Annotated in this window: 20 protein-coding genes; 8 read left to right on the top strand and 12 right to left on the bottom strand. The window is 72.6% G+C overall.

Going from position 1 to position 21,677, the window contains the following annotated elements; genetic code table 11:
* Positions 1-47: 47 nt before the first annotated feature.
* Positions 48-1,430, bottom strand: a complete 1,383-nt coding sequence (locus tag AB0A74_RS33335; protein WP_358255806.1) for a cellulose binding domain-containing protein — start codon at positions 1,428-1,430, stop codon at positions 48-50.
* Between the two features lie 204 nt (positions 1,431-1,634).
* Here AB0A74_RS33335 and AB0A74_RS33330 point away from each other — a divergent pair, with 204 nt between their 5' ends.
* Together AB0A74_RS33330 and AB0A74_RS33325 are read left to right on the top strand one after the other, a co-directional pair.
* The gene (locus AB0A74_RS33330) at positions 1,635-2,645 is read left to right on the top strand and encodes a methionine synthase (RefSeq protein ID WP_358255805.1); all 1,011 of its coding nucleotides are present in this window, start codon (positions 1,635-1,637) and stop codon (positions 2,643-2,645) included.
* An 85-nt stretch (positions 2,646-2,730) separates the two neighbouring features.
* On the top strand, positions 2,731-4,569 hold the full coding sequence (locus AB0A74_RS33325; RefSeq protein ID WP_358255803.1) for a glycoside hydrolase family 9 protein: 1,839 nt from the start codon (positions 2,731-2,733) through the stop codon (positions 4,567-4,569).
* A 572-nt stretch (positions 4,570-5,141) separates the two neighbouring features.
* Here AB0A74_RS33325 and mnmA read toward each other — a convergent pair.
* From mnmA to AB0A74_RS33290, 7 genes are all read right to left on the bottom strand, one after another.
* Positions 5,142-6,227, bottom strand: coding sequence for a tRNA 2-thiouridine(34) synthase MnmA (gene mnmA, locus AB0A74_RS33320; RefSeq protein ID WP_358255837.1), 1,086 nt, complete (start codon positions 6,225-6,227; stop codon positions 5,142-5,144).
* A 5-nt stretch (positions 6,228-6,232) separates the two neighbouring features.
* Positions 6,233-7,408, bottom strand: a complete 1,176-nt coding sequence (locus tag AB0A74_RS33315) for a cysteine desulfurase family protein (RefSeq protein ID WP_358255801.1) — start codon at positions 7,406-7,408, stop codon at positions 6,233-6,235.
* Entirely contained in the window at positions 7,408-8,781 is a 1,374-nt protein-coding gene (locus tag AB0A74_RS33310) for an MFS transporter (protein WP_358255799.1), read from the bottom strand. Before AB0A74_RS33310 ends, AB0A74_RS33315 begins: the two co-directional genes overlap by 1 nt.
* Before the next feature lie 359 nt (positions 8,782-9,140).
* Positions 9,141-10,013, bottom strand: coding sequence for a lysophospholipid acyltransferase family protein (locus tag AB0A74_RS33305; RefSeq protein ID WP_358255797.1), 873 nt, complete (start codon positions 10,011-10,013; stop codon positions 9,141-9,143).
* Positions 10,010-10,774 carry a GNAT family N-acyltransferase gene (locus AB0A74_RS33300; RefSeq protein WP_358255795.1) on the bottom strand — a complete coding sequence of 255 codons (765 nt, stop codon included), beginning with the start codon at positions 10,772-10,774 and terminating at the stop codon, positions 10,010-10,012. Before AB0A74_RS33300 ends, AB0A74_RS33305 begins: the two co-directional genes overlap by 4 nt.
* 146 nt (positions 10,775-10,920) lie before the next feature.
* Positions 10,921-11,880, bottom strand: coding sequence for an electron transfer flavoprotein subunit alpha/FixB family protein (locus tag AB0A74_RS33295; protein ID WP_358255793.1), 960 nt, complete (start codon positions 11,878-11,880; stop codon positions 10,921-10,923).
* Between the two features lie 17 nt (positions 11,881-11,897).
* Entirely contained in the window at positions 11,898-12,680 is a 783-nt protein-coding gene (locus tag AB0A74_RS33290) for an electron transfer flavoprotein subunit beta/FixA family protein (protein ID WP_358255791.1), read from the bottom strand.
* A gap of 286 nt (positions 12,681-12,966) precedes the next feature.
* Here AB0A74_RS33290 and AB0A74_RS33285 point away from each other — a divergent pair, with 286 nt between their 5' ends.
* Both AB0A74_RS33285 and AB0A74_RS33280 read left to right on the top strand, forming a co-directional pair.
* Entirely contained in the window at positions 12,967-13,809 is an 843-nt protein-coding gene (locus tag AB0A74_RS33285; RefSeq protein ID WP_358255790.1) for a DegV family protein, read from the top strand.
* Between the two features lie 48 nt (positions 13,810-13,857).
* The gene (locus AB0A74_RS33280; RefSeq protein ID WP_358255788.1) at positions 13,858-14,013 is read left to right on the top strand and encodes a hypothetical protein; all 156 of its coding nucleotides are present in this window, start codon (positions 13,858-13,860) and stop codon (positions 14,011-14,013) included.
* Here AB0A74_RS33280 and AB0A74_RS33275 read toward each other — a convergent pair.
* From AB0A74_RS33275 to AB0A74_RS33265, 3 genes are read right to left on the bottom strand one after another with little or no spacing between them, the layout of a single operon-like run.
* A complete protein-coding gene (locus tag AB0A74_RS33275) occupies positions 14,010-14,684 on the bottom strand; it encodes a hypothetical protein (protein WP_358255786.1) in 675 nt (224 codons plus the stop codon). The genes AB0A74_RS33280 and AB0A74_RS33275 overlap by 4 nt on opposite strands.
* 7 nt (positions 14,685-14,691) lie before the next feature.
* Positions 14,692-15,270, bottom strand: a complete 579-nt coding sequence (locus AB0A74_RS33270) for a hypothetical protein (protein ID WP_358255784.1) — start codon at positions 15,268-15,270, stop codon at positions 14,692-14,694.
* Positions 15,270-16,172, bottom strand: coding sequence for a hypothetical protein (locus tag AB0A74_RS33265; protein ID WP_358255782.1), 903 nt, complete (start codon positions 16,170-16,172; stop codon positions 15,270-15,272). The genes AB0A74_RS33270 and AB0A74_RS33265 overlap by 1 nt, the downstream gene beginning before the upstream one ends.
* 397 nt (positions 16,173-16,569) lie before the next feature.
* Here AB0A74_RS33265 and AB0A74_RS33260 point away from each other — a divergent pair, with 397 nt between their 5' ends.
* The 3 genes from AB0A74_RS33260 to AB0A74_RS33250 all read left to right on the top strand — a co-directional run bounded on the left by AB0A74_RS33260 (position 16,570) and on the right by AB0A74_RS33250 (position 20,139).
* A complete protein-coding gene (locus AB0A74_RS33260) occupies positions 16,570-17,316 on the top strand; it encodes a class I SAM-dependent methyltransferase (protein ID WP_358255781.1) in 747 nt (248 codons plus the stop codon).
* Positions 17,313-18,782 carry a glycoside hydrolase family 57 protein gene (locus AB0A74_RS33255; protein WP_358255779.1) on the top strand — a complete coding sequence of 490 codons (1,470 nt, stop codon included), beginning with the start codon at positions 17,313-17,315 and terminating at the stop codon, positions 18,780-18,782. Before AB0A74_RS33260 ends, AB0A74_RS33255 begins: the two co-directional genes overlap by 4 nt.
* A gap of 106 nt (positions 18,783-18,888) precedes the next feature.
* On the top strand, positions 18,889-20,139 hold the full coding sequence (locus tag AB0A74_RS33250) for a glycosyltransferase family 4 protein (protein WP_358255777.1): 1,251 nt from the start codon (positions 18,889-18,891) through the stop codon (positions 20,137-20,139).
* A 5-nt stretch (positions 20,140-20,144) separates the two neighbouring features.
* On the opposite strand, the gene AB0A74_RS33245 is transcribed toward AB0A74_RS33250, so the two are convergent.
* Entirely contained in the window at positions 20,145-21,083 is a 939-nt protein-coding gene (locus tag AB0A74_RS33245) for an NADP-dependent oxidoreductase (protein WP_358255775.1), read from the bottom strand.
* 66 nt (positions 21,084-21,149) lie between these two features.
* Between AB0A74_RS33245 and AB0A74_RS33240 the strand changes: the two genes are divergently transcribed.
* Positions 21,150-21,557: a helix-turn-helix domain-containing protein gene (locus tag AB0A74_RS33240; protein ID WP_358255773.1), complete on the top strand. Its 408-nt coding sequence runs from the start codon at positions 21,150-21,152 to the stop codon at positions 21,555-21,557.
* Positions 21,558-21,677: the final 120 nt, after the last annotated feature.

Raw genomic sequence — 21,677 nt, 5'->3', positions numbered from 1 at the left:
GGTGGTGGCGCCGCAGGGTCGCCACCACCGCCGGCCCGCGGGGGTCGCTACGCGGTGAACCCCTTGAACAGGGTGGTGAACTCGTACTGCGACTGCGGGATGCTGCTGCACGTCGGCGAGATGCCGCCGCCGGGGCAGGACCCGTTGTCGCGGCCCACCGACCAGAAGCCGAGCAAGCCGATCTTGTTGGCGTTCGCCCAGTTGACCAGCTTGCGGGCGTGGTCCTGGGTGAAGACCTTGCCGTTGAAGTTGCGGCCGATCATCGGGGTCACGCCGAGCAGCCGCTTGAGCTCCGCGTCGGACTTGCCGGGCCAGATCTGCTTCATCTGCCGCAGGCTGCTCTCCGCCGCCGCGATCACCGCGTCGCCCCAGTCCGGCTTGGACGTGCCGAACTCCATCGTCATCGGGTTCACCAGCACGGTCAGGCCCTTGGCGGCGGCGTTCTGCAGGATCTGCACCGAGTACGGGTCCATGCCGTAGTCGTCGCCCTGGACGCGCATGGTGTAGCTGATGTGCGTGCCGCGCTCGGTCTGGAGGCGCTTGAGGGCGGTGTTCACCATGTCGTGCGGGATGGACGCCTCGACGTCCACGTCCAGGTGGTTGCTGCCGACCGCGTCGAGCACCTTCTTGTACGCGGCGAGCAGGGCGTCCGCCGTCGAGCAGGTGTACTCCAGGTACGGGCCGGCCGCGCCGCCGGTCGCCACGATCACGTCACCGCCGAGCGCCTTCAACGCGCGCACGTCGTTGATGATCCGGCTGTCGTTCAACGGGATCGTGCCGCCCCACGACGGGTTGCAGCCCGAGCTGTCGGCCAGCGCGAAGGCCAGCGTGAAGACCTTCTGCCCGGTCGCGCGCGCCACCGACTCCAGGGACGGGGTGGGCATCGTGATGTCGACGTACGGGGCCGACTTGATGCTTCCCGGCGGCGGAGTGGTGGTGGTCGTCGTGGTGGTGCTCGTTGACGTGGTGGTGGTCGTCGTGGTCGTCGACGTGGTCGTCGTGGTGGTCGTGGTCGTCGTGGTGGTCGTGCTGCCGGCGCAGGGTTGGCCGTTGAGCTTGCAGTTGAGTGGCAGGCCGGTGCCGTTGACCAGGAAGCCGAACGACGTGGACGCCCCCGCCGCGAGGTTGCCGTTGTACTCGCGGTTGGTGAACGTGTGGTGGTTGCCGCTGCTCGCGAGGGTCGCGTCCCAGTAGGAACCGGGCGTGCTGCCCGCCGGCAGGTCGAACTCCAGCTTCCAGCCGGTCAGCGCGGAACTGCCCGCGGTGATCGTGTACTTGCCCTGGTAGCCGGAACTCCACGCGGAGTCCTGGGTGAACTTGGCCGTGGGCGTCGGCGCGGCGCCCGCGGGGGCGGCCAGCAGCAGACCGGCGGTGACGGCCGCCGCGACGCCCGCCGCGAGCGCGGCGAAGGAAGTGCGCTTGTTCGACATCGAGCGTGCTCCCGTGGCAGGGGGACGGGGTGGAAGTGGTGCGGGAGCGCGGGGCGCGGCACGCCCCCACACCACGTCGTGTGCGGTGCCGTCGCAACTCTCAGCACCGACACAGTGACGGTAGGTGGACTGGACCACCTCGTCAATGGGTCTAGACCTTTTCTGTCCGGAACGGGTCGAAACCCCGGATGGGAGACTGTGCGCGTGGAACACGCACCCTGGTCCGAAGGCAGCGCAACCGGCATCGGCTCCCTGCCCGGGACGGACCCGCTGGAAGCCGCGCGGGTCGTGCTCGGCGAACTGCCCACCCTTCCCCACCTGCCCGAACTGCCCGCGCGCGGCGTCGGGGCGGACATCATCGGCCGCACCGCCGCGCTCCTGGTCGACCTGCCGATCGAGGTGGTGACCTCCGGCTACCGGACCGCGTCGCACGTCGGCAAGGACCACCGCCGCGCGGTGGACCTGCTGCGCCGCGACCTCGACGCGTTCGAGGAGGCGGCGGACGGCCTGACCCCGTCGGTGGTCAAGGTGCAGGCGGCGGGACCGTGGACGCTGACGGCGGGCATCGAGCTGATGCGCGGCCACCGCGTGCTGACCGACAAGGGCGCGCTGCGCGAGTTCGCCGAGTCGCTGACCGAGGGCCTGGCCCGGCACGTCGCCGAGGTGGGCAAGCGGACCGGCGCGAAGGTCGTCGTGCAGCTGGACGAGCCGACGCTGCCCGCCGTGCTGCGCGGCCTGCTGCCGACCCCGTCCAAGCTGGGCACGGTGGCCCCCGTCCCCGAGCCCGACGCGCGGGCGGTGCTGCAGACCGTGATCGAGGGCGTCGGGGCGGACGTGGTCGTGCACTGCTGCGCGCCGCGCCCCCCGTTGACCCTGCTGCGCGAGGCCGGCGCGAAGGCGATCGCGTTCGACGTGACCGCGCTGGACGAGGGGCTGTGGGACGAGGTCGGCGAGGCGTGGGAGGAGCGCACGGCCCTGTTCCTCGGCGTCGTGCCGAGCACCGACCCGGGCCGTCCGCTGAAGTTGCGCGAGGCGGCCAAGCCGGCGCTCGACCTGGTGGACCGCCTCGGTTTCCCGCGCTCGATCCTGGCCACCCACGCCGTGCCGACGCCGACGTGCGGCCTGGCCGGGGCGACCGCGTCCTGGGCCCGCCGGGCGCTGGCGGTGACCCGCGACCTGGGCAAGGCGTTCGTGGAACCGCCCGAGGGCTGGTAACCGGCCCGGCCGGCGGCTACTCTCCCCCTCAATTAGGGAAGGTTCTTTACTAAGGCCACCGCCGCCGGCCTGGAGCGGAGGTTCCATGCGGTTCCCACGGTGGGCGCTGGCGCTCGCCCTCGTCGGTTCGGTCTCGACGGCCCTGCCGGCGACCGCCGCCCCGAGCGGGCACGTGCGGCTGGACCAGGTCGGCTACGGGACGTCGGAGAGCAAGCAGGCGTACCTGCTGGCCAAGACGCCCGTGGACGGCAGGTTCTCGGTGGTGGATTCGCGCGGGCGGACGGTGCTGACCGGCCGGATCGGCGCGTCGAGGGGCGGGTGGAGCCCGGCTTACCGGGCCGTCCACCCGCTCGACTTCACGGCGGTGACCAAGGCCGGGACGTACCGGATCAAAGCGGCCGGCACGACCTCGCCGCCGTTCAAGGTCGGCGGTGACCTGTTCTCCTCCGTCACCGACCGGACGGTCGAGTTCTTCCAGGCCCAACGCGACGGCCGCGACGTCATCCCGGGCCGGCTCGACCGCAAGCCCGCCCACCTCACCGACCGCGCCGCGACCGTCTACGACACGCCCGTGTTCCGGGGCGACGGCGGCGACGAGCTGGCCGAGCCGCTGAAGCCGTTGGGCCACACCGTGGACGTCGAGGGCGGCTGGTTCGACGCCGGCGACTTCGTGAAGTTCACCCACGCCACCGCGTACTCGACCGCGTCCATGCTGTTCGCGCACCGAGCGGAGCCGAAGGACGCGCTGCGCGCCGAGGCCGAGTTCGGCCTGCGCTGGCTGGACAAGGTCTGGGACGCGGACCAGGGCGTCCTCTACGCGCAGGTCGGCATCGGGACGGGCAGCGAGGCGCACGGCTTCCTGGGCGACCACGACGTCTGGCGGCTCCCGGAGGACGACGACAAGCTCGACGTGAAGCCGGGCGACGAGAAGTACTTCATCAAGAACCGGCCCGTGTTCCGCGCGAACAAGCCGGGCGAGGGGATCAGCCCGAACCTGGTCGGCCGCGTCACGGCGTCCTTCGCCCTGGCCGCCCAGGTGGAACGCGACCCGGCGAAGGCCCGGTGGTACCTGGACCAGGCGGCGAGCCTCTTCGCGCGGGCGAAGACCACGGACGTGGGCGAACTGGTCACGGCGTTCCCGCACGCCTACTACCCCGAGGACTCGTGGGCCGACGACCTGGAGTTCGGCGCGACCCAGCTGGCGGTGGCGGGCAAGGCCCTGCGCGACCCCCGCACCGGTCAATGGGCGCGACAGGCCACGCACTGGGCGGCTGTCCACCTGGCCAGTGGCGACGCGGACACGCTGAACGTCTACAACACCAGCGCGTTGGCGCACTACGACCTGGCCAAGCTCCTGCGGGCCGGGATCCCGGACGCCGAGGTGACCGAGGCCCAGGTGGTGGGCGACCTGCGCCGCCAGCTCCAGTCCGGTGTGGACAGCGCGGCGACCAGCCCGTTCCGCACGGCGGCGAGCGTGACGGAGTTCGACGTGGCCACGAGGAGCTTCGGCCACACCGCCACCGCTCGCCTGTACCGCACGCTCACCGGCGACCGGTCCTTCGACGCCTTCGGCGTGCAGCAGCGCAACTTCGCGCTGGGCGCGAACGCCTGGGGCACGACACTGGTCATCGGCGTGGGCACGAAGTTCCCGGAATGCCCGCACCACCAGGCGGCGAACCTGTCCGGCGACCCGAACGGCGGCAAACGCGTGCTCGCGGGCGGCGTGATCAACGGCCCGAACGCGGCCGCGCTGTTCGACGGCCTGGGCGAGATGCCGGCGGGCGCGATCCCGTGCGCCAAGCCCTACACGAAGGAATTCGACTCGCCGGCTTCGAGGTTCGTGGACGAGCTGACGTCGTGGCCCAGCTCGGAACCGGCCATCGACTTCACCGCCACCGCTGTACTGGCCTTCACCCTTTCCTGACCGCTAGCGCACACGACGCGCCGCAGGCGCACTGCTTTTGAAGGGCTGCCAAGCCAAGGAAGGGCCTCGGTTCGTTCCCCGTACGGCCTGGGCGCAGCCCAACCGCGCTTTGGTCTTCTCTGCAACCACGCTTTTCGGTTGCGGAGAAGGCCAAAGGGTGGTTGCCTCCGGCAGGTCGTGCGGGGGACGAACCGACGCCCTTCCACCCCCGGGGGCCTGCCGCGCGGCGAGCGCCGCTTTTGATCTTGAGAGCGCTTTGCGCGTTTGTCTTGAGAGCGCGGAGCGCGCTGCTTGAAGCTCGCGAAAAGCGAAAAGAGCCTCGCCGGCGGGCAGGCCCCCGGGGAGAAAAGCAAAAAGCGGGGCTTTTCCGTCCTCCCCGTACGGCCTGGCGGAGCCAACCACATTTTCCCGGGGTTGGTCGAAAAACTTTTGCTCGTTCCTCGCAAAACTTTTTGGCCCAACCCCGGGAAAATGCGGTAGCCCTTCGGGCAGGCCGTACGGGGAGGACGGAAAAGCCAAAAGCGGGGGGCGCTGCGCGCCCCAAAAGTCAAGCACGCGCTGCGCGCGAAGGGCTAGTGGGTGGCGTCGATCGTGGCGCTGGCCAGGACCAGGTCGCCGGCCGCCTCGTCGGGGCGGTACACCGCCACCGCCTGGCCCGGGGCCACCCCGCTCAACGGTTCCCGGAGGTGGACCCGCAGTTCGCCGTCCACCACCTCGGCCACCGCCGGGGCCAGTCCGCCGTGCGCCCGGACCTGGGCTACGCACTCCACCGGCCCGTCGAACGGGATCCGGGTCACCGGGCGCCGGGCCACGATCTCCGTCACCGCCAGCTTCTCCGCCGAACCGACCCGCACGGTGCCGGTCACCGGCTCCAGCGACAGCACGTACCGGGGACGGCCGTCCGGGGCCGGCGCGTCGATGCCCAGGCCCTTGCGCTGGCCGACGGTGAACTCGTGGACGCCCACGTGCCGGCCCAGCACGGCGCCGGTCTCGTCGTCCACCAGCAGGCCCGGCTGCTCGCCCAGCTTCCGGGTCAGGAAGCCGCGCGTGTCGCCGTCCGGGATGAAGCAGATGTCGTGGCTGTCCGGCTTCTCGGCGACCTGGAGGCCGCGTTCCGCCGCCTCCGCCCGGACGTCCGCCTTGGTGGAGTCGCCCAGCGGGAACATGGCGTGGGCCAGCTGCTCGTTGGTCAGCGACGACAGGACGTAGGACTGGTCCTTGCCGTCGTCGGCCGAGCGGCGCAGTTCCAGCCTTCCGTCCACAGTGGACAGGCGGGCGTAGTGGCCGGTGCAGACGGCGTCGAAGCCCAGGCCGATCGCCTTGTCCAGCAACGCCTCGAACTTGATGCGCTCGTTGCAGCGCAGGCACGGGTTGGGCGTCCTGCCCGCCGCGTACTCGGCGACGAAGTCCTCGACCACGTCCTCGGTGAAGCGCTCGGCGAAGTCCCAGACGTAGAACGGGATGCCCAGCACGTCCGCGGCCCGGCGGGCGTCGCGCGCGTCCTCGATCGTGCAGCAGCCCCGCGCGCCGGTGCGCAGGGTGCCGGGCTTGGCCGACAGGGCCAGGTGGACCCCCGTCACGTCGTGCCCCGCCGCCACGGCCCGCGCCGCGGCCACGGCGGAGTCCACGCCGCCGCTCATCGCCGCCAGCACCCGCATCCCGGTCACACCCCCGCCTTCGTCCGCTTCATCCCCGCGATGCCCGCCGTGCGGGCGCGTTCCACCACCGGTCCGATCGCCTCGGCCAGCTCGCGGACCTCGGCCGGCGTCGAGGTGTGGCCGAGCGAGAACCGCAGCGACCCGCGGGCCGGCACCGGGTCCACGCCCATCGCCAGCAGCACGTGGCTGGGCTGGGCGACGCCCGCCGTGCACGCGGAGCCGGTCGAGCACTCGATGCCCTTGGCGTCCAGCAGCATCAGCAGGCTGTCGCCCTCGCAGCCGGGGAACGTCAGGTGCGCGTTGCCGGGCAGCCGGTGCACGGGATCGCCGTTGAGCACCACGTCCGGCACGGCCCGCCGCACCGACGCCACCAGCTCGTCGCGCAGCGCGGCCAATTCCCCGGCCGCCGCGAGCTGCTCGGTCACCGCGTGCCGCACCGCCGCGGCCAGGCCGACGATCGCCGGCACGTCCAGGGTGCCCGAGCGCACGTCCCGCTCCTGGCCGCCGCCGTGCAGCACCGGCGTGGTCGTCACGTCCCGGCCCAGCAGCAGCACGCCCACACCGTAGGGGCCGCCGAGCTTGTGCCCGGTGAGGGTGAGCGCGCTCGCGCCGGACTCCGTGAAGTCCACCGGCACCGCGCCGACGGCCTGGACGGCGTCGGTGTGGAACGGGACCCCGGCCTCGGCGGCCAGCGCGGCCAGCTCGCGCACCGGGTTGATGGTGCCGACCTCGTTGTTCGCCCACATCACGGTGGCCAGCGCCACGTCGTCGCCCAGCGCCTCGGCCAGGGCGTCGGGGTGGACGCGGCCGTGCCGGTCGGGCTCCAGCCAGGTGACCTCGGCGCCCTCGTGGTCGGCCAGCCACTGCACGGTGTCCAGCACGGCGTGGTGCTCGACGCTGGAGGCCACGACGCGCCGGCGGCGGTCCGTGCGGCGCGCCCAGTAGACGCCCTTGACGGCGAGGTTGTCGCTCTCCGTGCCGCCGCTGGTGAAGATCACCTCGGACGGGCGGGTGCCGAGCGCGTCGGCGATGTCCTCCCGGGCCTCCTCGACCGCGCGCCGCGCCTTGCGCCCGGACGTGTGCAGCGACGAGGCGTTGCCCGTGGTGGACAACGCCTTGGTCATCGCCTCGATCGCCTCGGGGAGCATGGGCGTCGTGGCGGCATGGTCGAAGTAGGCCATCAGTCTTCCAGGGTAGCCCGGCCCAGCCTGCGCGTGAGAACGGCACCGAGCAGCGCGATCGCGGCCATCAGCAGGTCGAACGGCACGACGGCGGCGGTCGGGGCGGCGGTCGAGGCGAACGTGGAGACCAGCACCCCGCCCAGGCCGACCAGCAGCGCCGAGCCGAGCATGTCGCTGATCTGCAGCGCCGACGAGTTGAAACCCCGGTCTACGTCGGTGGACGCGCCCAGCGTGAGCACGCTCAGGCTCGACATCGCGATCCCCATGCCCGCGCCGGCGACCGCCCAGAGGATGGGCGTCACCCAGGCGGGACCCCACGAAGGTGCGATGAGCGTCACTCCGGCGATGCCCGTGGCGTTGAGCACGAACCCCCAGCGGACCAGCTTCTCGCGCGGGATGTGCGGGTTGCGCCCCTGCCACCAGGCGGCCGACGACCAGCCGAGGGCGCTGAGCGTGAGCGGGATGCCCGACCAGATCGCCGAGTAGCCGTGGACCGAGGAGAGGGTGAGCGGGATGAACGCCTCCGCCGCGAAGAACGAGCCGGCGAGCAGGCCGCGGGACAGGATCGTCGCGGGCAGCCCGGCCTTGGCCCGGAGGGTGCCCTTGGGCAGCAGGATCCGCAGCGCGGGGACGAGGACGGCCAGGCCGGCGACGCCGATCAGCAGGTTGACCCCGCTCGGGTGCTGCGCGGCCCAGCTCAGCCCGACGACCCCGACCCCCGCCGCGACGGCCGCCAGCGGCAGCCCCTTGCGGGTGCCCTGGTCGGGCGTGTGCGGCGGCAGGTTCCGCAGGACCGGCACCAGCAGCAGGACGCCGAGCAGCACGAACGGCGCGAGCCCGAGGAACACCCACCGCCAGGACAGCGTCTCGGTGAGCCACCCGGACAGCGCGGGCCCGACCAGCGAGGGCACCACCCACGCGCCGGCGAGCAGCCCGAACACCGCGGGGCGGGCGCGTTCGGGATAGACCAGCGCGATGAGCACGTAGACGGCGACGACCTGCGCGCCGCCGCCCAGCCCCTGCAGGACGCGGCCGAGGATCAGCTGCCCCATCTCCTGGGCGGTGCCCGCGACGACCAGCCCGACCAGGAACAACGCGGGTCCGACGAGCAGGCTGGGCCGCGGGCCGCGCAGGTCGCTCAGGCGGCCGGAGAGCACGGTGGCAATGACGCTCGCGGCGAGGAAGGACAGGAACGGCCAGGCGTAGAGCTCGTTGCCGTCCAGTTCGGCGACCATGCGCGGCATCGCGGTGCTGACGCCCATGTTCTCGAACGCCAGCAGGGTGACGAGGAGGATGATGCCGATCGTCGGACCGCGCCGGTCGGCGGTCCAGAGGTCGCCTTTGGGCGATTCGCGCTGCTCAGTCGAGGTCACCGGTCAATGGTTCAACCTCCAGCTGGGTCGAGGTCAAGGCTTTATGACGCAAATCTGGCACGCCCGTACCGGCCGCCCTGTCCGCACACGCCCGGGGCTGGTGGCGGGCCGGCCGGCCGGCGACGAAGGCGCGGGACGGCGTGCGGCGGGGAGAGGGCGCGGCCAGGCAGGCGGGCGCGGCCAGGCAGGCGGGCGCGGCCAGGCAGGCGGGCGCGGCCAGGCGGCGCGGCGGTCTAGCGCGCGGGGCGCGGGCTGCGGAGGGTCAGCCGAGGGGCGAGGGGCCGGCTGAGCGTGGTGGCGGGACCCGGCGGAAGGGGCCAAGGCGGGGGTGCGTAGGCGACCGCACCCCCGCCGTGGTCTCAGACGGCCTCGCGCCGGGCCTCCAGCGCCGCGTGGACCCGCTGCGCCGGCACCAGCACATTCCCGTACAAAGCCCGCTCGGACTCCTGCTGCACCAACTCCGCCAGCGCCCGCCGCCCGGCCGCACGCCCCGGCGCGACCTCGTCCAGCACGTGCACCTCGACGACCAACCCGCGCAACCGCAGCACCCGGCGCAGCGAGTCCACCAGCGTGTCCGACCCGACGAACGCCGCCCCGGTCGCCGTCCGCCCCTCCTGCACGTACCGCAGCACCACCGGCCGCACCGGCACACCGGCGTCCAGCGCCGCCTGGAACAGCGCCGGGCGGTACCGGCCCGACGCCAGGCCGCACCACGTCGTCCCCTCGGCGTGGATCCCCACCGCCGCGCCCGACCGCAGGGCCGTCGCCAGCTCGGCCACCGTCCCCGGCAGCAGCGACAACCGCTCCCGGTCGAGGTACACCGTCCGCGCCGCCGTGATCAGCCACCCCAGCACCGGCCACGAGCGGATGTCCCGCTTCGCCACCATGCGGATCGGTTGGACGGCGTCGATCGCCAGTTCGTCCATCCAGGACACGTGGTTGCTCACCACGAGCACCCCACGCCCGGGAGTCGCCTGGAACTCCGGAGCGCCCACCACCCGCAGCCGCGCGCCGAACGACCGCAGCAGCACCCGGAACCACGAGCGCAGCAACACGCCACGCGCGCGTCCCCGCGCCACCAGCACGGCCGGCACCACCAGGACCCCGCTCAACAGCACCACCAGCGCGGCGACCACCCGCAGCACCATGCGCACGGCGCCGACCCGCGCCGACGAGTGGTCCACGCACCCGTCACCGCACGGCGACACGGGCATCCACGGGTGGGCGCTCACGCCGTCTCCCCCAGGAAGAACTTCAGGTACCGCTGGTCCACGTGCTCCATCCCCAGCAGCACGAACAGGTCCGCCACGCCGAAGTCCGTGTCCAACGCCGGCCGCCCGCACACCCACGCCCCCAGGCGCAGGTACCCCTTCAGCAGCGGCGGCAGCACGGCGCGGGCCGGGCGCTCCACCGCGTCCACGTCCCAGGGGCGCAACGGGGTCACCCGGTACTCCTCGGGCGCGTAGTGCTTGGCGTGCACGGTGTCCCACACGCCCGCCGCGTGGGAACCGCCGTCCTGCAGCGGCACGGAGGCGCAGCCCACCAGCCACGAGTGGCCGGACAGCAGCATGTACCGGGCGATGCCCGCCCACACCAGGGACACGACGGCGCCGTTGCGGTGGTCGGGGTGCACGCACGACCGGCCGGTCTCCACGACGCTCGGCCGCAGCGGGGCCAGGTTGGTCAGGTCGAACTCCGTGTCGGAGTACAGCCGGCCCGCGTCGGCGGCCCGCTCCGGCGGGAGCATCCGGTAGGTGCCGACGATCTCGCCGGTCCGGTCGTCGCGCACCACGAGGTGGTCGCAGTGCTCGTCGAACGCGTCGACGTCGTGGCCCTCGACCGGCGAGCGCAGGGTGGCCCCCATCTCACCCGCGAAGACCTGGTGCCGCAGTTTCTGCGCGGCCACCACCTCCGCGCCCTCGCGCGCGACGAGCAGGGAGTAGCGCGGCCCGGTGGTCTCACCGGTGCTGACAAGCAGTTGCGGCTGCGTCATGGGTCTTTGGTACCGACCGGATGGCGACCGACAGCAGGTCGTTCCGATGACGCATCAGTGGCAGGTCGGTTAAGCCCTGGTGTGCCGCTCAACGGCCGAGGGCCGCCCCCGTGATCGGGGACGGCCCTCGGTGAAAGCGCTGGTGATCAGCCCTTGCGCTTGTCGACCTCGTCGGTCAGCTGCGGCGCGACGTTGAACAGGTCGCCCACGACGCCGAAGTCGGCGATCTCGAAGATCGGTGCCTCCGGGTCCTTGTTCACCGCGACGATCGTCTTGGACGTCTGCATGCCGGCGCGGTGCTGGATCGCGCCCGAGATGCCCAGCGCGATGTAGAGCTGCGGCGACACGGTCTTGCCGGTCTGACCCACCTGGAACTGGTGCGGGTAGTAGCCGGAGTCCACCGCGGCGCGGGACGCGCCGACGGCCGCGCCCAGGCTGTCCGCCAGCTTCTCGACCACGGCGAAGCTCTCCGCCGAGCCGACGCCACGACCACCGGAGACGACGACCGACGCCTCGGTCAGCTCCGGGCGGTCGCCGCCCACGACGGCCTCGCGGCCGGTCACGCGGGTGGCCTTGGCCGCGTCGGTGGCGGGCAGCTCCACGGCCTCCTCGACGGCGTCACCGGGGGCCTCCTCGGCCTCCACGCCGCCGGGGCGCACGGCGATGACCGGCGTGCCGTTGGTGACCTGCGACTTGACGACGTACGCGCCACCGAAGACGGACTGCGTGCCGACGCCCTCGCCGTCCAGGTCCACCACGTCGTAGAGCAGGCCGGAGCCCAGGCGCACGGCCAGGCGACCCGCGACCTCCTTGCCCTCCAGCGTGGCGGAGACCAGCACGGCCGCCGGGGACTTGCTGCCCGCGAGCGACGCCAGGGCGTCCACCTTCGGGGTGACCAGGAAGGTGGCGGCGTCCTCGGACTCGACCGCGTAGACCTTGGCCGCGCCGTAGCGCGCCAGGGACTCCCTCACCTTGCCCGCGGTGCCGGGCGATCCGACCACCACCGCGGACGGCTCGCCGAGACGGCGCGCGGCGGATAGAAGCTCAAAGGTGACCTTCTTGACCTCGCCGTCGACGTGGTCGACGAGGACCAGGACCTCAGACATTTGTTCCCTCCTCGCCTTCAGATGAGCTTCTGGCCGACCAGGTACTCGGCGATCTTCTGACCGCCGTCACCCGAGTCCTCGACGCGCTGACCGGCGCTGCGCGGCGGCTTCGGGGCCGCCTCCAGCACCTTGGACCACGCGGCGGACAGACCGACCTCGCCCGCGTCCAGCCCGAGGTCGCTCACGGTCAGCGTGGTCACGGGCTTCTTCTTGGCCGCCATGATGCCCTTGAACGACGGGTACCGCGGCTCGTTGATCTTCTCGGTCACGGAGACCACGGCGGGCAGGCTCGCCTCCAGGTGCGCCACGCCCTCGTCGGTCTCGCGCTCGGCCTTGACGGTGCCGCCCTCGACGGTCAGCTTGCGGACCTGGGTGACCTGCGGCAGGCCCAGCAGCTCGGCCAGGATGGCGGGCACGGCGCCCGCGCGGCCGTCGGTGGCCTCGTTGCCCGCGATGACCAGGTCGAAGCCCTCGACGGTGCCGATGGCCTTGGCCAGCACCTTGGCGGTGGTCAGCACGTCGGAGCCGTGCAGGGCCTCGTCGGAGACGTGGACGGCCTTGTCCGCGCCCATCGACAGCGCCTTGCGGATCGCGTCGGTGGCCCGGTCGGGACCCATCGCCACGACGGTCACCTCGCCGCCGTGCGCCTCCTGGAGCAGCAGCGCTTCTTCCACCGCGCGCTCGTTGATCTCGTCGAGCACGGCGTCCGCGGACTCGCGGTCGAGGGTGTGGTCGGCGTCGGTGAGCTTGCGCTCGGACCAGGTGTCGGGCACCTGCTTGACCAGGACGACAATGTTCATGGGTCCTCTTCGACCTCCTGCGGACGGGGCGGCGACGGATCAGGCGACGCGGTTTCGCGCGCGATCCGGGTGTTACCAGATGTGGTGACCCTGCCATGTCCTCGCCGCGTTGGCATGGTGGTGTCGGCCACCCGTATGTTACCCACCAGTAGCAGGGGTGCAAACGACAGCAAGCACGTGTCGCGCGTGACGATGGACACAAGGCGTTTGAGCCCGATCGGTTGGCATCGTACGACCTGGTGGCGGCGTTACAGCCCCTCCCCCTACTGGGCTAGGGTCGGCAGACATGTATCGACGGGTAGCGATCGTCACCGACTCCACCGCGTGCCTGCCGCCGCAGTTGACCGAGAAGCTCGGCATCACCGTCGCGCAGATCCAGGTCCGGATCGGGGACCAGGTGGACGACGAGGCGCGCGTGCCCGTGCCCCGGCTCGTCGACGCCATGCGCGACGCGGTCGAGGTCGCCACCTCCCCGCCCGACCCGGGCGCGTTCTTCTGGGCCTACGCCGACGCGGCGGCCTCCGGGGTGGAGGCCATCGTGTCGCTGCACGTGTCCACCGGGCTGTCGCAGACCGTGGAGATGGCGCGGCAGGCGGCCGGGCAGGTGGCGGTGCCGGTGCACGTCGTGGACACCCGGACGTGCGGGATGTCGCTGGGGTACGCGGTGGTCGCGGCGGCCACCGCGGCGACGGCCGGCGGTGACGTGCAGCGCGTGCTCTCGGCGGCGCAGCACAGCTTCCACCGCAGCACCGAGCTGATCTACGTGGACACCCTGGAGTACCTGCGGCGCGGCGGCCGGATCGGCGCGGCGGCGGCCCTGCTCGGGTCGGCGCTGTCCATGAAGCCGCTGCTGACCATGGTGGACGGGCGGATCGCGCCGCTGGACAAGGTCCTCGGCGCGGAGCGGGCGGTGCGCAAGCTGGTGGACCTCGCCGTCGGGCGGGCGGGTGACGCGCCGGTGGACATCGCCGTGGAGCACTTCGACGCGCGGGAGCGGGCGGAGTCGGTGCTGGAGCAGTTGCGGACGAAGCTGCCCAACCTGCGGCGGTTCCTGGTGACCCAGGTCAGCTCCGCCATAGGGGCGCACGTGGGTCCGGGGGCCGTGGGCGTGACCGTTTCGCCGGTCTAGGAACCCGCGCGGCGTTTGCCCGTTGCCTGAACAGGGAAGGTGATGGTCATGGCATCGCTGTTCAGGAAACTCAGTGCGTTCGCCCGCAGTCCCCGGGGACGGCAGATCACCGAGCAGCTCAAGCACGCGGCCCGGGACCCGCGCAACAAGGCCAAGGCGCAGGAGCTGTTCCGCAAGTTCCGCACCAGGCGGCCCGGCCGCTAGCGGCTGGTGCGCCTGCGGGCTTGTTCGAAGCTGCGCAGGTAGCGCTGCCGGAACTCGGTCGGGTCGGGCAGCTGGACCGGCTGGGCGGGCACGACGGGCTCGGGCCGCGCGGGCCCTTCCGCGACGGCCTCGGGCCCCGGCGGCTCGACCACGACCGGTTCCGGCCGCGCGGGCGCTTCCGCCACGGGCTCCCGCTCCGGCAGCTCGACCACGACCGGTTCCGGCTGCGCGGGAACCGCCACCACGATGGGCTCCGGCACGACGGGCTCCGGCACGGGCTCGGCCTCGACCCCGGCGGCCGGCTCGTCCGCGGGCTCGGCGGCCGGCTCCGGGTCGTCCGCCGGCTCCGGCACGGCCTCCAGCGGGCGCGGTTCGGACTCTTCGACCACCGGTTGGAGGTCGGGCACCAGGCTCAGCGCCGGGCGGGCGGGCTCGGCCGGTCGTTCCATCACCGGCAGCCCCAGCACCGGGTTGCGGTGGATCGGCTTGGTCGCGTAGTCCTCCGGCGGCCACACGACGTCCAGCTTCAGCTCGACCGGCGGCGGCTCCGGCGCGACCGCGGGCGGGGCTTCCGGCTCCGGCTCGCGTCTGAGCATGTACGCCGTCAGCACGCAGCCCGCCGCGAAGGACAAGGCGCACAACCCGAACACGAACGCGACCGCGCCTGACATAACGCTCCTACCCGACGAGCACGTCGACTTGCGGACCACCATCCGACGGCGGTCCCCACACCGGGTCCACCACGACGCGGGTGCTGATCGCCTCCGCCGGCACCCCGCGCGCGACCAGGAAGTCCCGCACCAGCGCCGCCCGCCGCATGGCCAGCACGTCGCAGCGGTGCGAGAGGGTCTCGCCGTTCCACGCGTGCGCCACCAGCGTCACCACCGCGCCGGGCACGCCGCCCAGCAGGTTGCCCACCCCGGTCTGCACCGCCTCGCCACGCCCCACGTGGTCGGTCGTGCCGGGCGCGAACGTGATGCCCTTGACCCCGTTGCTGGAGAACAGGCTCGCCACGTTCTGCCGGACCGACTCGGGCGACGGCGGCGGGGCCACCACCTCGGCGGGTTCGGTCGTCGGGCGGGTCGGGACGGGCAGCCTCGTGGGCGGCTTCACCAGGTGGCTCGGCGGCGCGGGCGAGGAGGAGAACGGCAGCGCGCCGGTGATCTCCTCGCCGTAGACGGTGAACCCGAACGCCGTCACGGCCGCCGGGACGACGACCGCGGCGACCGCGAGGGGCAGGACGGGGCGACGGGCCATCAGGCGCCCATCCGCTCTTCGTCGGAGACCACCTGCTCGACGCGGTCCTGTTCGGGGATCAGCGAGGGCACCCGGTCGGCGGCGGCGGCCAGGGCCGCGCGGGCGGCGTTGAGCTGGGCGGCGACCGTGCGGCGCAGGTCCTGCAGCTCCTCGGTGCGCTCCTGGACCTCGGCGATGCGGCGCTGCGCCTCCCGGCAGGCCATCTTGATCACGAACTCGGCCCGCGCCTTGGCCAGCTCCTCCTGCTCGGTGAAGTGCAGGGCGGCCTCGTTGCGGCGGCGGGTCATCTGCAGCTCGAAGTAGTTCTGCGCCTTCGCGCGCCGCGCCTCGGACTCGGCTTCGAGCTGGTTGCACTGCTCGGCGGTCTCGCGCAGCAGGCGGTCCGCGTCCTCCTGGGCCTGGGCGACCGCGGCGGCGCACTCGGCCTCGACCTCGGCGATCCGCTCCTGGAGGTGGTGCTCGGTCTCCACCCGGCGGCGCTCGACGTCCACCTCGCGCTGGTCCAGCTCGGCGGCGCGGCGGGCGGCGGCCTCGCGCAGCTCGCGGGCGTGGGCCTCCGCCTCGGCGCGCAGCGCGGCGACCTCCTCCTCGGCGGCCCGGCGCTGTTCTGCCAGCTCCACGTCGGTGCGGGCGCGCAGCGACTCGACCTCGCGCTCGGCGCGCAGCCGCAGCTCGGACGCCTCGTCCTCGGCCAGCACCAGCATCCGGTGCAGCCGCTCGGCCGCGCCGGTGGTGGTGTTCGGCGACATCTCCAGCCGTTCCACGCGCGCCCGCGCCTCGTCGAGGTCGCGGCGGGTGATCTCCAGCAGCTTGCGCAGGTCCGCCGCCTGCGCCAGGGCTTCCTCGCGGTCCATGCTGGTGTAGCGCAGCTGCTCTTCCAGGTGTTCGAGCTGCTCGATCACCTGACGGCGGTGGAAACCGCGGTACACGACGTCGAAATCCGCATGAAGCGGAACAATCTCCGGCTCTTTCGCACTCATGGCCGCCCCACTCGCTTCGAAGATTCGCCAGAGGATACCCAGCGTAAGAGTGTCGAACCAGCACGTTACAGGGCCGGTCAGACCCCTTGAGCGAAGCGCTTCGAGGCCACCACGCAGCGCGTTTATTCCATCGAAAGATCAACAGAACGCGGGGTTCGGTCACCCGATAGTGTCATTTTGCGTTTGAGCCGCAACTTTTTGACAATGCGCGCACGACACCGCACCCGGTAATCGACACGCGGCGGTTCACACGAAATAGTGACACACGATCCGGCCAGCCGATGGCTACCCGCGAGTAACCGGCGACTACGCTGACCCGGTGACCGTCGAGCCGCTGCCCCTCACCGGTGAGCGCACCGTGCCCGGGATCGCCGAGGAGAACTACTGGTTCCGGCGCCACGAGGCCGCTTATCTCGATCTTGTGCACCACTGCGCGGGCGCGGTGGTGCTGGAAGCCGGCTGCGGCGAGGGCTACGGGGCCGCGCTGATCGCCGCGCACGCCGCGCGGGTGGTCGCGCTGGACTACGACCAGCTCACCGCCGAGCACGCGGCGCGCGCGTACCCGGAGCTGTCCGTGCTGCGCGGCAACCTGGCGTCGCTGCCGCTGCGCGACGCGAGCGTGGACGTCGTGGCGAACCTCCAGGTCATCGAGCACCTGTGGGACCAGGAGGGCTTCCTGGCCGAATGCGCCCGCGTGCTGCGCCCCGGCGGGCGGCTCATCGTCACCACGCCGAACCGGATCACCTTCTCCCCCGGCCGCGACACCCCGCTCAACCCGTTCCACACCCGCGAGCTGGACCCCGCCGAGCTGGCCGAGCTGGTCACCGGCGCGGGCCTGGAGCTGGAACTGCTGGCCGGGCTGCGGCACGGGCCCCGGCTGCGCGAGTTGGACGCCCGGTTCGGCGGGTCGATCATCGACGCGCAGGTCGCCGTCGTGGTCGAGGGCGGCGAGTGGCCCGCCGACCTGCTCGCGGCCGTGGCCGACGTGCGCAGCGAGGACTTCGAGATCACCACCGACGACCTGGACGCGAGCCTGGACCTCGTGGCTGTGGCGGTGCGCCGATGACCGCCGAGGGCACGTTCTGCCTGGTCCTGCACAGCCACCTGCCCTGGCTCGCGCACCACGGCGCGTGGCCGGTCGGCGAGGAGTGGCTGTACCAGGCGTGGGCGCACTCGTACCTGCCGGTGGTGGACCTGCTGGAGCGCTTCGCCGCCGAGGGCCGCGAGGACGTGCTGACCCTGGGCGTCACGCCGGTCCTGGCCGCGCAGCTCGACGACCCGTACTGCCTGCGCGGCGTCCACGACTGGCTGGGCAACTGGCAGCTGCGCGCGCACAGCGCCGCCCCGCGCCTGCCCGACCTGGCCGCGCGCGAGCACCGCGACTCGAAGTGGGCGCTGGAGACGTTCGAGACCAAGTGGCGGCACGGCTTCTCGCCGCTGCTGCGCTCCCTTGTGGACAGCCGGGTGGTCGAGCTGCTCGGCGGTCCGGCGGCGCACCCGTTCCAGCCGCTGCTCGACCCCGGGCTGCGGGCGTTCTCGCTGCGCACCGGCCTGGCCGACACCCGGCACCGGATCGGTTCGGCGCCGGAGGGCATCTGGGCCCCGGAGTGCGCCTACGCGCCGGGCCTGGAGGACGGGTACGCGGCGGCGGGCGTGCGGCGGTTCCTGGTGGACGGCCCGTCCCTGCACGGCGACACCGCCGCGGCCCGCCCGGTGGGCGGCTCGGACGTGCTGGCGTTCGGGCGCGACCTGGAGGTGTCCTACCGGGTGTGGTCGCCCAAGGTCGGCTACCCCGGCGACCCGGCCTACCGGGACTTCCACACCTACGACCACCCCAGCGGGCTCAAGCCGTCCCGGGTGACCGGCAAGAACGTCGCGCCCGAGGACAAGAAGCCCTACGACCCGGACGCCGCCGCGGAGGCCGTGCGCCGGCACGCCGCGGACTTCGTGGCGCACGTGGTCAACCGGTTGCGGGAGCTGGAGGAGCGGCACGGGAAGCCGTCGCTGGTGGTCGCCGCGTACGACACCGAGCTGTACGGGCACTGGTGGCACGAAGGCCCGCGGTGGCTGGAGGCGGTGCTGCGGGCGCTGCCCGAGGCGGGCGTGCGGGTGACCACGCTGCGCGGCGCGGTGGAGGCCGGGCACGTGGGCGCGCCGGTCGAGATCCCGCCGTCCTCGTGGGGCGCGGGCAAGGACTGGCACGTCTGGAACGGCCCGCAGGTGTCCGACATCGTGGACCTGAACGCCCGCGTGCAGCGCGAACTCCTGGACCTCGACCTGAGCGGCACGACCCGCGACCCGGTCGCCGACCAGGCGGTGCGCGAGGCGCTGCTGGCGCTGTCCAGCGACTGGGCGTTCATGGTCACCAAGGACTCGGCCGCCGACTACGCCCGCTACCGCGCCAAGGTCCACGCGGACCGCTTCGCCGAACTGGCCGCCGCCCTGCGCCACGGCCGGGGCCACGCGCGGGCCGCCGAACTGCGCCGGGTGGACGGCCCGTTCGGCCACCTCGACGCGCGGGACCTGGCGTGAGGCCCGCCGATCAGCACCGTGCGGAACAGGACCCCGTACACCCGGGGCTGCCCGTCAGCCCTCCCTCGGCCATCACGGGGGTTTCGAGGAAATGCGAGGATGCGGCATGCGCGTGCTGATGTTGTCCTGGGAGTACCCGCCGGTCGTCGTGGGCGGTCTGGGCCGCCACGTCCACGCGCTGGCCACGCAGCTCGCCGCGCAGGGCCACGACGTGGTCGTGCTGTGCCGCCAGCCCACCGGGACCGACGCCGTCACCCACCCCACCACCGACACCGTCGTGGACGGCGTGCGGCTGGTCCGGGTCGCCGAGGACCCCGCGCACCTGGTGTTCGAGCGCGACCTGGTGGCCTGGACGCTCGCGATGGGCCACGCCATGACCCGCGCCGGCCTGGCGTTGCTGCGCGGCTGGCGGCCCGACGTCGTGCACGCCCACGACTGGCTCGTCACCCACCCGGCGATCGCGCTGGCCGAGGCCGCGGGCGCGCCGCTGGTGGCGACCGTGCACGCGACCGAGGCGGGCCGGCACAGCGGGTGGCTGTCGCAGACGCTCAACCAGCAGGTGCACTCGGTGGAGTGGTGGCTGGCCAACCGCGCCGACTCGCTGATCACGTGCTCCTCGGCGATGCGCACCGAGGTGACCCACCTGTTCGAGGTGGACGCCGACCAGGTCACCGTGCTGCACAACGGCATCGAGCCGCGCCGGTGGCGGGTGCGCTCCGACGACGTGGCGGCGGCGCGGGCGAAGTACAGCCCGGACGGCGCGCCGCTGTTGCTGTTCTTCGGCCGGCTGGAGTGGGAGAAGGGCGTCCAGGACCTGATCGCCGCCCTGCCCCGCATCCGGCGCGCCCACCGCGGCGCGCGGCTGGTCGTGGCCGGCGAGGGCACGCACGGGCAGTGGCTGGTGGAGCAGGCCCGCAAGCACAAGGTCCGGCGGGCGGTGGACTTCGTCGGCCACCTGTCCGACCGGGAGCTGGCGGGCGTGCTGGCCGCGGCGGACGCGGTCGTGCTGCCCAGCCGGTACGAGCCGTTCGGCATCGTGGCCCTGGAGGCCGCCGCCGCCGGGACGCCGCTGGTGGCGTCCACGGCGGGCGGGCTGGGCGAGGTCGTGCTGGACGGGGTCACCGGCCTGTCCTTCGCGCCCGGTGACGTGGAGGCGCTGGCGCGGGCCGTGCGGTCGGTGCTGGACGACCGGCCGGCCGCGGTGCGCCGGGCGAAGGCCGCGAAGGCCCGCCTGGCCACCGACTTCGACTGGACCCGCATCGCCCGGGACACCGCGACGGTCTACGACCGGGCCGCGGTCCGCGAGCACGGAACGCTGGGCCGGCCGAAGATCGCCACCGGCAACGCCTTCCTGTAGGCGGGTCAGACGGTCAGGACGATCTTGCCGGTGGTCCGCCCGGTCTCGCCCAGCGCGTGGGCCTTGCCGACCTCCTCCAGCGGGAACGTCTCGGCCACCACGACCCGCAGCCTGCCCTGCTCGACCCACTCGGCGACCTGCTCCAGCGCGGCGTGGTCGGCGGTGACCATGACGCTCTCGACGCGCACGCCGAACGGCTCGGCCTTGACGCGCAGCTCGTCGACGACGGTCGGGTTCGCCACGGCGATGTAGGTGCCACCGCGCTTGAGCACGCGCATCGACCGTTCCTCGTAGTCGTCGCCGCCGATCAGGTCCAGCACCACGTCCACGGGCTCGATGGTGGTGAAGTCCTCGGTCCGGTAGTCGACCAACTCGTCCGCGCCGAGGTCGCGCAGGAGGTCGTGCTTGCCGGCGCTGGCGGTGCCGACGACGTGCGCGCCGAGCGCCTTGGCCAACTGCACGGCCAGGTGCCCGACCCCGCCCGCGGCGGCGTGCACCAGCACCCGCTGCCCGGCCCGCAGGTCCGCCGCCTCGGTGAGCGCCTGCCAGGCGGTCAGGACGGCCAGCGGCAGCGCGGCGGCCTCGACGTGGTCGAGCTGCGCGGGCTTGCGGGCGAAGTGCCGGGCGGGCGCGGTGACGTACTCGGCGTACGCGCCGCCGACGTCGGGGAAGCCGGGCAGCCCGAACACCTCGTCCCCGACCCGGAACCGGTTCTCGCCGGGGAAGACCTCGGTGACCACGCCCGACACGTCCCAGCCGGGGATCAGGGGCGTGGCGAACCAGTACCCGTGCTCACGGACCTTCCAGTCCACGGGGTTGATCCCGGCGGCGTGCACCTTCACCACGATCTTGCCCGGCCCGGCGGTCGGCTTGTCGGTCAGGACCTGCTCCAGCACCTCGGTGCCACCCAGGCCGTTCTGGAGGACGGCTCGCATCTTCGTCATGCGAAAAGGATCACCGAGGCTGGTACCCGTTGTGAAGAAGGCACCTGAAAGGTATATAGGTACCCCATGTATACCGTTCCCGACCTGCGCGCACACGGCGGCGCGGACGCCTTCCTCCGCAACTGCGCCTCCCGAGCCGTCCTGGACCTGCTGACCAACAAGTGGGTGTGCCTGGTGATCGGGGCCCTCCGGCCGGGCACGATGAGGTTCGGCGAACTGAGGCGCAGACTGGACGGCATCACCCAGAAGATGCTCACCCAAACCCTGCGGGACCTGGAACGCGCAGGCTTGGTGAACCGGGACCTGTACCCGAGCGTGCCCCCGAAGGTCGAGTACAGCCTGACCCCACTGGGCGAAAACGTGGGCGCGCTGATGGACGCGATCCGAGTGTGGGCAGAAGACCACATCGAAGACATCCGCACCGCACAGATCGCCTACGACGCCAAGGCATCAGAAGAACTCCAGCCCATCTAAACGCCGCAGGCGCACGCTCTTCGAAGGGCTGCCAAGCCACAGGAAGGGCCTCGGTTCGTTCCCCGTACGGCCTGGGCGCAGCCCAACCGCGCTTCTCCCTTCTTGGCAACCAGCTTTTCC

This window comes from Saccharothrix sp. NPDC042600 (genome assembly GCF_040647305.1).
GTDB classification, from domain to species: Bacteria; Actinomycetota; Actinomycetes; order Mycobacteriales; family Pseudonocardiaceae; genus Actinosynnema; species Actinosynnema mutabilis.
The sequence above is the reverse complement of the archived record's forward strand: the minus strand, read 5'-3'. Positions and strand labels throughout refer to the sequence as shown.